The sequence below is a fragment of the Enterobacter hormaechei subsp. xiangfangensis genome (assembly GCF_001729785.1).
Taxonomy (GTDB): Bacteria; Pseudomonadota; Gammaproteobacteria; order Enterobacterales; family Enterobacteriaceae; genus Enterobacter; species Enterobacter hormaechei_C.
This window is the reverse complement of sequence record NZ_CP017183.1, coordinates 2563711-2577893: the sequence shown is the minus strand read 5'-3', so window position 1 is coordinate 2577893 and position 14183 is coordinate 2563711. Positions and strand designations below refer to the sequence as shown.

11 protein-coding genes are annotated in these 14183 nt (G+C 51.1%); 8 read left to right on the top strand and 3 right to left on the bottom strand.

The annotated features are described in order from the left end of the window. Nucleotides 1-502 precede the first annotated feature (502 nt). Nucleotides 503-1117 (top strand): thymidine kinase, encoded by a 615-nt coding sequence (gene tdk, locus BFV63_RS12405; protein WP_032610234.1) that lies wholly within the window; start codon nucleotides 503-505, stop codon nucleotides 1115-1117. A gap of 69 nt (nucleotides 1118-1186) precedes the next feature. Here tdk and adhE read toward each other — a convergent pair whose 3' ends face one another. Further along, nucleotides 1187-3868 carry a bifunctional acetaldehyde-CoA/alcohol dehydrogenase gene (gene adhE, locus BFV63_RS12400; protein ID WP_003856730.1) on the bottom strand — a complete coding sequence of 894 codons (2682 nt, stop codon included), beginning with the start codon at nucleotides 3866-3868 and terminating at the stop codon, nucleotides 1187-1189. Nucleotides 3869-4348: 480 nt separating this feature from the next. Between adhE and BFV63_RS12395 the strand changes: the two genes are divergently transcribed. From BFV63_RS12395 to BFV63_RS12360, 7 genes are all read left to right on the top strand, one after another. Continuing rightward, nucleotides 4349-4996 carry a YchE family NAAT transporter gene (locus tag BFV63_RS12395; protein ID WP_017384236.1) on the top strand — a complete coding sequence of 216 codons (648 nt, stop codon included), beginning with the start codon at nucleotides 4349-4351 and terminating at the stop codon, nucleotides 4994-4996. A 769-nt stretch (nucleotides 4997-5765) separates the two neighbouring features. Further along, on the top strand, nucleotides 5766-7397 hold the full coding sequence (oppA, locus tag BFV63_RS12385) for an oligopeptide ABC transporter substrate-binding protein OppA (RefSeq protein ID WP_003856736.1): 1632 nt from the start codon (nucleotides 5766-5768) through the stop codon (nucleotides 7395-7397). An 82-nt stretch (nucleotides 7398-7479) separates the two neighbouring features. Beyond that, nucleotides 7480-8400 carry an oligopeptide ABC transporter permease OppB gene (gene oppB, locus BFV63_RS12380; protein ID WP_003856738.1) on the top strand — a complete coding sequence of 307 codons (921 nt, stop codon included), beginning with the start codon at nucleotides 7480-7482 and terminating at the stop codon, nucleotides 8398-8400. A 12-nt stretch (nucleotides 8401-8412) separates the two neighbouring features. Further along, complete coding sequence (gene oppC, locus BFV63_RS12375; protein ID WP_015570372.1) at nucleotides 8413-9321, top strand: oligopeptide ABC transporter permease OppC; 909 nt, start codon at nucleotides 8413-8415, stop codon at nucleotides 9319-9321. Nucleotides 9322-9332: 11 nt separating this feature from the next. Continuing rightward, complete coding sequence (gene oppD, locus BFV63_RS12370; RefSeq protein WP_003856742.1) at nucleotides 9333-10346, top strand: ABC transporter ATP-binding protein; 1014 nt, start codon at nucleotides 9333-9335, stop codon at nucleotides 10344-10346. After that, nucleotides 10343-11347, top strand: coding sequence for a murein tripeptide/oligopeptide ABC transporter ATP-binding protein OppF (gene oppF, locus BFV63_RS12365; protein WP_048240653.1), 1005 nt, complete (start codon nucleotides 10343-10345; stop codon nucleotides 11345-11347). Before oppD ends, oppF begins: the two co-directional genes overlap by 4 nt. A gap of 45 nt (nucleotides 11348-11392) precedes the next feature. Continuing rightward, nucleotides 11393-12229, top strand: coding sequence for an ion transporter (locus BFV63_RS12360; RefSeq protein ID WP_003856745.1), 837 nt, complete (start codon nucleotides 11393-11395; stop codon nucleotides 12227-12229). A 31-nt stretch (nucleotides 12230-12260) separates the two neighbouring features. Here BFV63_RS12360 and BFV63_RS12355 read toward each other — a convergent pair whose 3' ends face one another. After that, a complete protein-coding gene (locus BFV63_RS12355) occupies nucleotides 12261-12590 on the bottom strand; it encodes an HI1450 family dsDNA-mimic protein (protein WP_003856748.1) in 330 nt (109 codons plus the stop codon). A gap of 33 nt (nucleotides 12591-12623) precedes the next feature. Beyond that, nucleotides 12624-14084, bottom strand: coding sequence for a cardiolipin synthase (cls, locus tag BFV63_RS12350; RefSeq protein ID WP_003856750.1), 1461 nt, complete (start codon nucleotides 14082-14084; stop codon nucleotides 12624-12626). Between the last annotated feature and the right edge of the window lie 99 nt (nucleotides 14085-14183).

Here is a 14183-nt window from a genome sequence, read left to right as displayed (position 1 = left end):
TAGAGCCTTAATTTCACTTGTGCAATAGGTGGGAATGTAAGGAATTCAAAAAATACAAAATAAACGACGCTATTATTAATTACGCTAACTTAAATTTCATTGTTTGTTGGGGCTGCGAGATATCGTTTCAAACGGCAAAAGCGCGTCATTTGCATGTTTGTTTTGTGACTTTTACCTCAGGAATTATAGTTGCGGTTGATAAATATCAGCCTTTTGTATTACCCCGTGTAAACGCAGCGAAGCCAGGAATAGTTAATAAATAGTGAATTTTAATGAACGAAGAAGACACTATAAAAAGAAGTGTTATCTCTGGTTGCGGTCTCACCTTATTGTCAGTGTTTAATGCCTTTACTGCCTGTTTTAACGCATTATTTTGCGCTACTCGCGAAGGATTTACCGGTGCATGGCAGGTTGGAGTGTGCTGCTCGCCGCAGCTGACGGTACAAAATATGGTACAATGATCCATCGGGAATATTTCACATTGATTAGGGTTCTACGGCCAATGGCACAACTTTATTTCTACTATTCGGCAATGAATGCAGGGAAATCGACGGCGTTACTGCAATCCTCATACAATTATCAGGAGCGGGGGATGCGTACCGTTGTTTATACCGCCGAAATCGACGATCGCTTTGGGGCAGGGAAGGTAAGCTCAAGAATAGGGCTTTCATCGCCTGCAAGGCTGTTTAACCCTCAAACGGACCTGCTGGAGGACATTCGTGTCGAGCATGCCTCTAAGCCTGTCCATTGCGTGCTGGTAGATGAAAGCCAGTTCCTGACCCGTGAGCAGGTCCATGCGCTTTCAGAGGTCGTTGATGAGCTGGATATTCCCGTTCTTTGCTATGGATTACGTACCGATTTTCGTGGGGAGTTATTTGCCGGCAGCCAGTATCTGCTCGCCTGGTCGGATAAGCTGGTTGAGCTGAAAACAATCTGCTTTTGTGGCCGCAAGGCAAGTATGGTTCTTCGCCTGGACCAGTCGGGTAAACCCTATGCTGATGGCGAGCAGGTGGTGATAGGAGGCAATGAACGTTATGTCTCGGTCTGCCGCAAGCATTATAAAGAGGCGTTGGCTGTAGGCTCGCTGACGGCGTTACAGGGCGACAATCGAAAATAACAAGAATGTTTTACCGATCCTCAGATATAAAAAAACCCGCTGCTGGCGGGTTTTTTATCACACTGTCAACTAAGCGTTTTTCTTCGCTTTCTTGTCAGCCTTTACAACTGCGGGGATTTCAACTTTTACGGCTGCGACATCGCTTTCAGTGAAGTTACGACCGTAATAAGTATCCAGCAGGATCTGTTTCAGTTCGGAAATCAGTGGGTAGCGCGGGTTAGCACCAGTACACTGGTCATCGAATGCATCTTCAGACAGCTTATCTACGTGAGCGAGGAAGTCAGCTTCCTGAACGCCTGCTTCGCGGATAGATTTAGGAATACCCAGTTCCGCCTTCAGACTTTCCAGCCATGCCAGCAGTTTTTCGATCTTCGCGGCAGTACGGTCGCCCGGTGCGCTCAGACCCAGGTGATCGGCGATTTCAGCATAACGACGGCGCGCCTGTGGACGGTCGTACTGGCTGAAGGCTGTCTGCTTGGTTGGGTTGTCGTTGGCGTTATAGCGGATAACGTTGCTGATCAACAGGGCGTTCGCCAGACCGTGAGGAATGTGGAACTGTGAACCCAGCTTGTGCGCCATGGAGTGACAAACACCCAGGAAGGCGTTAGCAAACGCGATGCCCGCGATGGTTGCCGCACTGTGTACACGTTCACGCGCTACAGGGTTTTTCGAACCTTCGTTGTAAGAAGCTGGCAGGTTTTCTTTCAGAAGTTTCAGCGCCTGCAAAGCCTGACCGTCAGAGAACTCAGAAGCCAGTACGGAAACGTAAGCTTCCAGAGCGTGAGTGACCGCATCCAGACCACCGAACGCACACAGTGATTTCGGCATTTCCATGACCAGGTTGGCGTCAACGATAGCCATATCTGGCGTCAGTGCGTAGTCAGCCAGCGGGTATTTCTGACCGGTTGCGTCATCAGTCACAACGGCAAATGGAGTCACTTCTGAACCAGTACCGGAAGTAGTGGTGACGGCGATCATTTTCGCTTTCACGCCCATTTTCGGGAACTTGTAGATACGTTTACGGATATCCATAAAGCGCAGCGCCAGTTCTTCGAAGTGAGTTTCCGGATGCTCGTACATCACCCACATAATTTTCGCGGCGTCCATTGGGGAACCGCCACCCAGTGCGATGATCACATCAGGTTTGAAGGAGTTCGCCAGTTCAGCACCTTTACGGACAACGCTCAGGGTTGGGTCAGCTTCAACTTCAAAGAAGACTTCAGTTTCGACGCCAGCCGCTTTCAGAACAGAGGTGATCTGGTCTGCATAGCCATTGTTGAACAGGAAACGGTCAGTCACGATGAGCGCACGTTTGTGGCCATCAGTAATCACTTCATCCAGCGCGATTGGCAGAGAGCCGCGGCGGAAGTAGATAGATTTCGGAAGTTTGTGCCACAACATGTTTTCAGCTCGCTTAGCAACGGTTTTCTTGTTGATCAGGTGTTTTGGACCAACGTTTTCAGAGATGGAGTTACCACCCCAGGAACCACAACCCAGAGTCAGGGAAGGTGCGAGTTTGAAGTTGTACAGATCACCGATACCACCCTGAGAAGCAGGGGTGTTGATCAGGATACGTGCCGTCTTCATCTTCTGACCGAAGTAAGCAACACGCTCAGGCTGGTTATCCTGATCGGTGTACAGGCAAGAGGTGTGGCCGATACCGCCCATTGCCACCAGTTTCTCTGCTTTTTCTACCGCGTCATCAAAATCTTTCGCACGGTACATTGCCAGCGTTGGGGAGAGTTTCTCGTGAGCAAACGGCTCACTTTCATCAACGACTTTCACTTCACCAATCAGAATCTTGGTGGTAGCAGGGACGCTAAAGCCAGCGAGTTCAGCAATTTTATACGCTGGCTGACCTACGATAGCTGCGTTCAGTGCACCATTTTTCAGAATCACGTCCTGAACGGCTTTCAGTTCTTTACCTTGCAACAGGTAGCCGCCGTGGCTGGCGAAACGTTCACGAACGGCGTCGTATACCGAATCAACCACGACAACAGACTGTTCAGATGCGCAGATAACGCCGTTATCGAAGGTTTTAGACATCAGCACAGAAGCAACTGCACGCTTGATATCTGCCGTTTCGTCGATCACAACAGGAGTATTACCTGCGCCTACGCCGATGGCTGGTTTACCGGAGCTGTATGCTGCTTTAACCATACCAGGACCACCGGTCGCCAGAATCAGGTTAATGTCCGGGTGATGCATCAGAGCGTTGGACAGTTCAACAGAAGGTTGGTCGATCCAGCCGATGAGATCTTTTGGCGCACCCGCAGCAATGGCTGCCTGAAGCACGATATCTGCTGCTTTGTTGGTGGCGTCCTTCGCACGTGGATGCGGAGAGAAAATGATTGCGTTACGAGTCTTCAGACTGATGAGAGATTTGAAGATGGCGGTAGAGGTTGGGTTAGTGGTTGGAACGATACCGCAAATGATGCCGATCGGTTCTGCGATGGTGATGGTGCCGAAAGTATCGTCTTCTGACAGCACACCGCAGGTTTTCTCATCTTTATAGGCGTTGTAGATATACTCTGAAGCAAAGTGGTTTTTGATCACTTTATCTTCAACGATACCCATGCCGGATTCGGCAACGGCCATTTTAGCGAGAGGGATTCGAGCATCAGCAGCAGCCAGAGCGGCCGCGCGGAAGATTTTATCAACCTGTTCTTGGGTGAAATTGGCATATTCACGCTGGGCTTTTTTTACGCGCTCGACGAGGGCGTTCAGTTCAGCGATATTGGTAACAGCCATAATGCTCTCCTGATAATGTTTAAACTCTTTTAGTAAACCAGCGCTCGATACGTCTGACAGTATAGTCAGAGCCGATCCCACTTGCGTAACACACAGTAAAACAAAGGATTACTCACTGCTCCAGCTCACTAATTTACTAAAAGAGCCTTACCTTAGCATCATACCTTTTTGATAGGTGATCTCCCTGGCGGCGTAACCAAGATTACTCACTTCTGAGTACGAAAATTATGATCAAGATCAATTTTGTCCTAAGCTGATACCTTTCAGCAGGGTTATTTTGTGCTAATTATTCTACTGTTAAATAATTAAGTAACTATTGGAAGCGGCAATATCATTGATTACACAAATGTTTAACATCATGAATTGATAACGTTTAAGAACAGATTTCTGGTGAAGTGTACGGCTAAAAAGCGTATCTTCAGCGCGGATTTATCATGACACGCAGTTTCTCCCTGGACATGCTCAATTGCGGAGCTTAATGTGATTCAAACGCTCTTTGATTTCCCTACATATTTCAAGTTTTTTATCGGCTTGTTTGCTCTGGTTAACCCGGTAGGGATCATCCCTGTCTTCATCAGTATGACCAGCTATCAGACGGCTGCGGCACGAAATAAAACCAACCTGACGGCAAACCTTTCGGTGGCGATCATCCTACTTACGTCTCTTTATCTCGGGGACGCCATTCTTCAGGTCTTCGGCATCTCGATTGATTCGTTCCGTATAGCAGGCGGGATCCTGGTGGTGACGATTGCCATGTCGATGATCAGCGGCAAGCTGGGGGAGGATAAACAGAACAAACAGGAAAAATCAGAGACAGCTATCCGCGAGAGCATTGGGGTTGTGCCACTAGCACTGCCGCTGATGGCGGGCCCGGGGGCGATCAGTTCCACCATTGTCTGGGGAACGCGCTACCACAGCCTGATGCACCTGATTGGCTTTTCCGTCGCCATTGCGCTGTTCGCGCTGTGCTGCTGGGGCGTATTTCGTATGGCGCCATGGCTGGTTCGCTTGCTGGGACAAACGGGCATTAACGTGATTACCCGTATCATGGGTCTGTTGTTAATGGCGTTGGGCATCGAATTTATCGTTACCGGTATAAAAAGTATTTTCCCCGGGTTAGTACACTGACTTTCATTTGAAAGAGCGGAGCCAGCGGCTCCGTTTTTTTTACGTGATTATCTGCAAATCATATAAATAAAGTTGAAATAGGCGCCAGTCATAATAAGTTCTACTAATAACCCTCTTTTGTTGTTTTTCAAGAGGTTGTTTATTTTCATTTCCCCTTGCCGCGCATAAATCCCTCAAACCCTCTGTTATTTTACTCACATGATACTCTGGGGCTTGCTGACAGATAACCGAAATGATATTAGTAATTTCGAGGCTGACTCAGACGAATGTGCTAAATAATAATCAATTGTTAAATTATCGTGAAAATTCGTTCAACTAAGCCATGTCGTCGCGTTTGGAGCAACAAAATTTCTTATCTGTATGAATTATATCTCTTTTTGTTGATTTCGGCGTAAGCCAGGGTTAGCGCCTTAGTTATGCCAGCCATCGTAAAAGAGAAATGCTTAACAAATTTGCAAAATGTATTGGCGAGAGTTGGCACCATTTGGTACTTTCCGGCCTTATATTTTGCAGCATTAAACAAGTTGATGAGAACTATTTTCATATAGCCCTCACGTAAGATATCCAATGCATCTCTCTGACAGGGGAAAGGTGTAAAGAATCGACGCAAGACCGCCGTACGAGCGGTCAGTAATAATGAAGTCGGTGATAGCAAGAAGTAAAAAAGAACCTGACAGTAGCAAAAAAAACTCCTGCGCTGTACAGGCCCCAACAGGGGATTACACAACTGGCGAAGGCCAGTCATTATAATGAGTGGAGTATCAACACAATGTCCATCATCACAAAAAAAAGTCTGGTAGCGGCGGGGATTTTAACTGCGCTAATCGCGGGCAACGCTGCAATGGCTGCGGACGTTCCTGCTGGTGTTCAGCTGGCTGAGAAGCAAACGCTGGTACGTAATAACGGTGCGGAAGTGCAGTCTCTTGATCCGCACAAAATTGAAGGTGTTCCAGAGTCTAACGTTAACCGCGATCTGTTTGAAGGTCTGCTGGTGACTGACGTAGACGGCCACCCGGCTCCGGGCGTGGCGGAAAAATGGGACAACAAAGATTTTAAAGTCTGGACCTTCCATCTGCGTAAAGATGCCAAATGGTCCGACGGTACGCCGGTTACCGCCGAAGATTTCGTCTATAGCTGGCAGCGTCTGGCGGATCCAAATACCGCCTCCCCGTATGCGAGTTACCTCCAGTATGGCCATATTGCCAATATCGATGACATCATCACGGGTAAAAAGCCAGTAACCGACCTGGGCGTAAAAGCCATCGATGCCAATACCTTTGAAGTGACGTTGAGCGAACCTGTTCCGTACTTCTATAAGCTGCTGGTTCACCCGTCCGTCTCCCCGGTACCAAAATCCGCGGTAGAAAAATTTGGTGAAAAATGGACGCAGCCTGCGAATATCGTGACCAACGGTGCATATAAGCTGAAGGACTGGGTCGTTAACGAACGTATGGTGCTGGAGCGCAACCCGCAGTATTGGGATAATGCGAAGACCGTTATCAATCAGGTCACCTACCTGCCAATCTCTTCTGAAGTGACGGACGTAAACCGCTACCGCAGTGGTGAAATCGACATGACCTATAACAACATGCCGATTGAACTGTTCCAGAAGCTGAAAAAAGAGATCCCGAAAGAAGTTCACGTCGATCCGTATCTGTGCACCTACTATTACGAAATTAACAACCAGAAAGCACCGTTCACCGACGTACGTGTTCGTACCGCACTGAAGCTGGCTCTGGATCGCGACATTATCGTGAATAAAGTGAAGAATCAGGGCGACCTGCCAGCTTACAGCTACACCCCGCCTTACACCGACGGTATGAAGCTGGTTGAACCTGAATGGTTCAAATGGTCCCAGGAAAAACGTAACGAAGAAGCGAAAAAACTGCTGGCTGAAGCTGGCTATACCGCCGACAAGCCGCTGACCTTTAGCCTGCTGTACAACACCTCTGATCTGCATAAAAAACTGGCTATTGCCGTCGCGTCTATCTGGAAGAAAAACCTCGGCGTGAACGTGAAGCTGGAAAACCAGGAATGGAAGACCTTCCTCGATACGCGCCACCAGGGAACCTTTGACGTGGCACGTGCAGGATGGTGTGCGGACTATAACGAACCGACCTCATTCCTGAACACCATGCTGAGCGACAGTTCGAACAACACCGCACACTATAAGAGCCCGGCGTTTGATAAGCTGATTGGCGAAACCCTGAAGGTGGCAGATGACGCCCAGCGCGCCGATCTGTACGCGAAATCAGAACAACAGCTCGATAAAGACTCTGCGATCGTTCCGGTTTACTACTACGTTAACGCCCGCCTGGTGAAACCATGGGTAGGGGGTTATACCGGTAAAGACCCGTTGGATAATATTTCCGTTAAGAATCTTTATATTATCAAGCATTAATGGCAATACGTGGGGCGAGCGAGCTTGCCCCACTGTGTCTATTTTGTAACATTCATCAGGCACACGCCAGAAGGTACGGGCAATGTTGAAATTTATCCTGCGTCGCTGTCTTGAAGCGATTCCAACGTTATTTATTCTAATTACAATTTCCTTCTTCATGATGCGTCTTGCACCGGGCAGTCCTTTTACCGGTGAACGCACGCTTCCGCCAGAAGTTATGGCCAACATCGAAGCGAAATACCATTTAAACGATCCTATCACCACGCAGTACTTCAACTATCTGAAGCAACTTGCACACGGTGATTTTGGTCCGTCATTTAAATATAAAGACTATTCCGTTAACGACCTGGTGGCGTCCAGCTTCCCGGTATCGGCTAAATTAGGAGCTGCTGCATTTATCCTGGCCGTTGTTCTCGGTGTCACTGCGGGCGTTATCGCCGCGCTTAAACAAAATACCCGATGGGATTACGCCGTAATGGGGGTCGCAATGACCGGGGTGGTTATCCCCAGCTTCGTTGTTGCGCCGTTGCTGGTCATGATATTCGCCATAACCCTGAAATGGCTTCCCGGAGGCGGCTGGAACGGCGGGGCGCTGAAGTTCATGATATTGCCGATGGTGGCATTATCTCTGGCCTACATCGCCAGTATCGCCCGTATTACCCGCGGTTCAATGATTGAAGTCCTGCATTCGAACTTCATCCGTACCGCCCGTGCGAAAGGGCTGCCGATGCGCCGGATTATTTTCCGTCATGCCCTCAAGCCTGCACTGTTACCGGTACTCTCCTATATGGGGCCTGCTTTCGTCGGCATTATCACCGGTTCAATGGTGATTGAAACCATTTATGGCCTGCCGGGTATCGGGCAGCTGTTTGTTAACGGGGCGCTTAACCGTGACTATTCGCTGGTGCTGAGCCTGACGATCCTCGTGGGCGCGCTGACCATTCTGTTTAATGCCGTTGTCGATGTGCTGTATGCCGTTATCGACCCGAAAATCCGTTACTAACTGGAGCACGCCATGATGTTGAGTAAGAAAAACAGCGAGGCGCTGGAAAACTTCAGTGAAAAGCTGGAGGTTGAAGGTCGTAGCCTTTGGCAGGACGCCCGCCGTCGTTTTATGCATAACCGTGCCGCCGTTGCCAGCCTGGTCGTGCTGGTGCTTATCGCGCTGTTCGTAACCCTGGCGCCAATGCTCTCTCAGTTCACTTATTTCGATACGGACTGGGGCATGATGTCCAGCGCGCCGGATATGGAATCCGGGCACTATTTCGGTACCGACTCTTCGGGACGTGATTTGCTGGTGCGAGTGGCGATTGGTGGCCGTATCTCCCTGATGGTTGGCATCGCGGCGGCGCTAGTGGCGGTGATCGTCGGCACGCTTTACGGTTCGCTTTCCGGATACCTCGGCGGGAAAGTGGACTCCGTGATGATGCGTATGCTTGAAATCCTGAACTCCTTCCCGTTCATGTTCTTCGTCATTCTGCTGGTGACCTTCTTTGGTCAAAATATCCTGCTGATCTTCGTGGCGATCGGGATGGTGTCCTGGCTGGATATGGCGCGTATTGTGCGCGGCCAGACGCTGAGCCTCAAACGTAAGGAGTTTATCGAAGCCGCACAGGTTGGTGGCGTTTCTACCGCCAATATTGTGGTGCGTCATATCGTTCCTAACGTGCTGGGCGTGGTGGTGGTATACGCCTCCCTGTTGGTGCCAAGTATGATCCTGTTTGAATCTTTCCTGAGCTTCCTGGGATTAGGTACGCAAGAGCCGCTGAGTAGCTGGGGCGCTCTGTTAAGTGATGGCGCAAACTCCATGGAAGTGTCACCGTGGTTACTGCTGTATCCGGCGGGCTTCCTGGTCGTCACCCTGTTCTGTTTCAACTTTATCGGCGATGGCCTGCGTGATGCCCTCGACCCGAAAGACCGTTAAGGAGCGCCGTCATGACTATTATTGAAACGGCAACCGCGCCACAGGCGCAACAGCGGACCAGCGCACTGCTGGACGTTAAAGACCTCCGCGTGACGTTTAAAACCCCCGACGGTGATGTTACTGCCGTTAACGATCTCAACTTCGACCTGCGTGCCGGTGAAACGCTGGGCATTGTGGGCGAATCCGGTTCCGGTAAATCCCAGACCGCATTCGCGCTGATGGGCCTGCTGGCATCAAACGGCGTGATCGGTGGTTCGGCGACGTTTAACGGAAAAGAGATCCTGAATTTGCCGGAACATGAGCTGAATAAGCTGCGCGCCGAGCAGATTTCAATGATTTTCCAGGACCCGATGACGTCCCTGAACCCCTATATGCGTGTGGGCGAACAGCTGATGGAAGTGCTGATGCTCCACAAGGGGCTGGGTAAAGCCGAAGCGTTTGAAGAGTCCGTCAAAATGCTGGATGCGGTGAAAATGCCTGAGGCACGTAAGCGCATGCGCATGTATCCGCACGAATTCTCCGGCGGTATGCGCCAGCGCGTCATGATCGCGATGGCATTGCTTTGTCGGCCAAAACTGCTGATCGCTGATGAACCGACCACCGCTCTGGACGTGACCGTCCAGGCGCAGATCATGACGTTGCTGAACGAGCTGAAGCGCGAGTTCAACACCGCCATCATCATGATCACCCACGATTTAGGCGTCGTTGCCGGGATCTGCGACAAAGTGTTAGTCATGTATGCAGGTCGCACGATGGAATACGGTAATGCCCGCGATGTGTTCTACCAGCCAGCCCATCCGTACTCTATCGGGTTGCTGAATGCCGTACCGCGCCTTGATGCGGAAGGGGAGTCGCTGCTGACTATCCCGGGTAACCCGCCAAACCTGCTGCGTCTGCCAAAAGGCTGTCCGTTCCAGCCGCGTTGTCCGCATGCGATGGAAATCTGTAACAGCGCACCGCCGCTGGAAGCGTTTGTCCCTGGCCGTCTGCGCGCCTGCTTTAAGCCGCTGGAGGAGCTGGTATGAACGCAATCGACGAAAAAAGAAATGTGCTGCTCGAAATCGCTGACCTGAAGGTCCATTTCGATATCAAAGACGGTAAACAGTGGTTCTGGCAGCCTGCCAAAACCCTGAAAGCGGTGGATGGCGTCACGCTACGCCTGTACGAAGGGGAGACCCTGGGCGTGGTGGGTGAATCTGGCTGCGGCAAATCGACATTTGCGCGTGCGATCATCGGCCTGGTGAAAGCCACCGACGGGAAAGTGGCCTGGCTTGGCAAAGATCTGCTGGGGATGAAGCCGGATGAATGGCGCGACGTGCGCAGCGACATCCAGATGATTTTCCAGGATCCGCTGGCGTCCCTGAACCCGCGTATGACCATTGGCGAAATCATTGCCGAGCCGCTGCGCACCTATCATCCGAAGATGCCGCGCCAGGAAGTTCGCGATCGGGTGAAAGCGATGATGCTCAAGGTGGGTCTGTTACCTAACCTCATAAACCGCTACCCACATGAGTTTTCCGGCGGTCAGTGCCAGCGTATCGGTATCGCACGCGCGTTGATCCTTGAACCAAAACTGATTATCTGTGATGAACCGGTTTCGGCGCTGGACGTCTCCATCCAGGCCCAGGTGGTTAACCTGCTACAGAAACTGCAACGGGAAATGGGGCTGTCGCTGATCTTCATCGCCCACGATCTGGCGGTGGTAAAACACATTTCGGACCGTGTGCTGGTCATGTATCTGGGCCACGCCGTGGAGCTGGGTACGTATGATGAGGTGTACCACAATCCGCTGCACCCTTATACCAAAGCGCTGATGTCTGCGGTTCCCGTTCCGGATCCCGATCTGGAAAAAAATAAAACCATTCAGCTTCTGGAAGGTGAACTGCCTTCGCCAATCAACCCGCCTTCAGGCTGCGTATTCCGTACGCGATGCCCAATAGCCGGGCCGGAATGTGCAAAAACACGACCGGTTCTGGAGGGCAGTTTCCGACATGCGGTTTCCTGCCTGAAAATAGACCCGTTATAATCGCAAGGGCTGACATGATGTCAGCCCTTATTTTTCGAGGTTAATGTGTCGCGATTATTCACGTCGGCCCGTCAGCGGCTGTATCACCTTTTATTTGATCCTGAGACGGTTTCCGGTCGCCGTTTCGAAGGCCTGTGTGGTTTATTTGCCCTGATTAGCGTCATTATTATCTTTATCGAATCCGGCGCCGGAACGCAGTACCATATGACGTATGAGGAGTGGCACGTTTTCGTCTGGCTGGAATTGATTGTCACGCTGGTGTTTACCGCGGAATATGTGCTGAGGGTCATTAGCTGGCCAAATCCGGCGAAATACGTTTTCAGCTTCTGGGGATTTATTGATTTAGCCACCATCCTGCCGCTGTATGTCATGTGGCTGTGGCCTGAGATCAGTCTGAATTATGTGTTTGCATGGCGCGCAATGCGGGCGATTCGCGTGTTACGAATTCTCAAACTGCTGCGCTTTATGCCGTCGCTGCGGGTTTTTTGGGTCGCCATTGTTAGCGCCCGCCACCAGCTGATTCTCTTCTATTCGTTTATTGCTATCGTGATGATCGTTTTTGGCTCCCTGATGTATTTAATCGAAGGGCCAAAATACGGGTTTACCACGCTTAATGCGTCTGTTTACTGGGCTATCGTCACGGTGACCACCGTGGGCTATGGCGATATTACCCCGCATACGCCGCTCGGACGTATTGTGGCATCGGTTCTTATCCTGATCGGCTATTCAGTTATAGCGATACCAACGGGGCTAATTACCACCCATATGAGCAGCGCCTTCCAGAACAGCAAGCAGCAACGCAAATGTCCGAATTGTCAGCAGGGGAATCATGAACCCGGCGCGCGGTTTTGTCACCGCTGTGGAAATGCCTTACCGGATTAAATAAAAAAGGCTGCGCGGGCAGCCTTTTTTATTATTCGCGCCAGAGAATATGGCACAGTTTGTGATCTTTCTCGCGGCACAGCAGGACGCGGGCAAAGATGTCGTTAATTTCTCCGCCGTCTTCATCTGCCAGGCCAATCACCACCTCTGCGAAGAAGTCCGGGTTGAGGTCAAAATCGACGTGTTCGGCCCAGTCTTCAGCCGGATCGAACAGCTCAGCACCGCCACGCTCTTCAAATTGCAGGTTGAAAAGAATGACGTCAGCAGGGTCGAGATTATCGACCGCCAGCTCGAGAAAAATATCGTAGGCCTGTTCGAGCGTTTCGTCTTCGGTCAGGCGATTGTTCAGATCCATTTCCATGATGACTACCTGTTAAACATCGTTGGGCACGTTTTACAGCAATGGGCTAAAGAAGTAAAACAGTCGTTCGGCAATTCGCTGCCACAGCGGACGTTTCGCCCACAGTCTGGCGTCCAGCAGGCGTGAGCGGGAGATATAATCGTCCTGAACCGCTGCCAGATCGCCACCGAACCCGGCGTCATCAATGACCAGCGTAATTTCAAAATTCAGCCATAGACTGCGCATATCGAGGTTAACGGTGCCCACCAGGCTCAGCTCTCCGTCCACCAGCACGCTCTTGGTATGTAACAGCCCGCCTTCGAACTGATAAATTTTAACGCCTGCGGCCAGCAGCTCACTAAAGAACGCGCGGCTTGCCCATCCCACCAGCAGCGAATCGTTCTTGCGCGGCATAATAATGCTCACATCCACTCCGCGCTGTGCCGCTGTACAGATGGCATGCAGAAGGTCGTCGCTGGGAACGAAATAGGGCGTGGTCATGATCAGATATTCCCGCGCGGAGTAGGCGGCGGTCAGCAGTGCCTGATGGATCAGATCTTCCGGGAAGCCAGGACCGGATGCGATAGTGTGGATAGTGTGCCCGCTGGCTTCCTCAAACGGCATGATATTGCCATCCGGGGGCGGGGGAAGAATGCGTTTACCGGTTTCAATTTCCCAGTCGCAGGAGTAGACGATACCCATTGAGGTCGCGATCGGTCCCTCCATCCGCGCCATCAGATCGATCCATTGCCCCACGCCGGAATCCTGCTTGAAGAAGCGGGGGTCAACCATGTTCATGCTGCCGGTGTAGGCGATATAGTTATCGATCAGAACCATTTTCCGGTGCTGGCGGAGATCCATGCGGCGCAGAAAGACGCGGAAAAGATTCACTTTCAGCGCCTCGACCACCTCGATACCGGCGTTGCGCATCATGCCTGCCCACGGGCTACGGAAAAAGGCCACGCTGCCGGCGGAGTCCAGCATCAGGCGGCAGTGGATACCGCGACGTGCAGCGGCCATTAGTGATTCGGCGACCTGGTCCGCCATGCCGCCCGGCTGCCAGATATAAAACACCATCTCGATATTATGCCGTGCGAGCTGGATATCACGGATCAGCGCCTGCATCACATCATCGGAAGAGGTCATCAGTTGCAGTTGATTACCTTTTACCCCAGCAATCCCCTGGCGGCGTTCGCACAGCTTGAACAGAGATGCGGCCACGCTGCTGTTCTCTTCAGCGAAGATATGCTTGCAGGCTTTAAGGTCGGCAAGCCATTTCGCCGTGGAGGGCCACATGGCGCGGGCGCGTTCGGCGCGGCGTTTACCCAGATGAAGTTCACCGAAAGAGAGATAGGCGATGATGCCCACCAGCGGCAGAATATAGATAATCAGAAGCCAGGCCATGGCGGAAGGTACCGCTCTGCGTTTCATCAGAATGCGCAACGTCACCCCGGCAATTAACAGCCAGTATCCTAAAATGACCAGCCAACTCACCACGGTGTAGAAGGTTGTCATAAATAAAAAATCCTTTTGAAAGCGTATTGTTATGAGTTTACGCATCAGGATTCATCTGGCAAATAAAAACACCAGATAAAAGCGCTGGTTTGCCGCCTG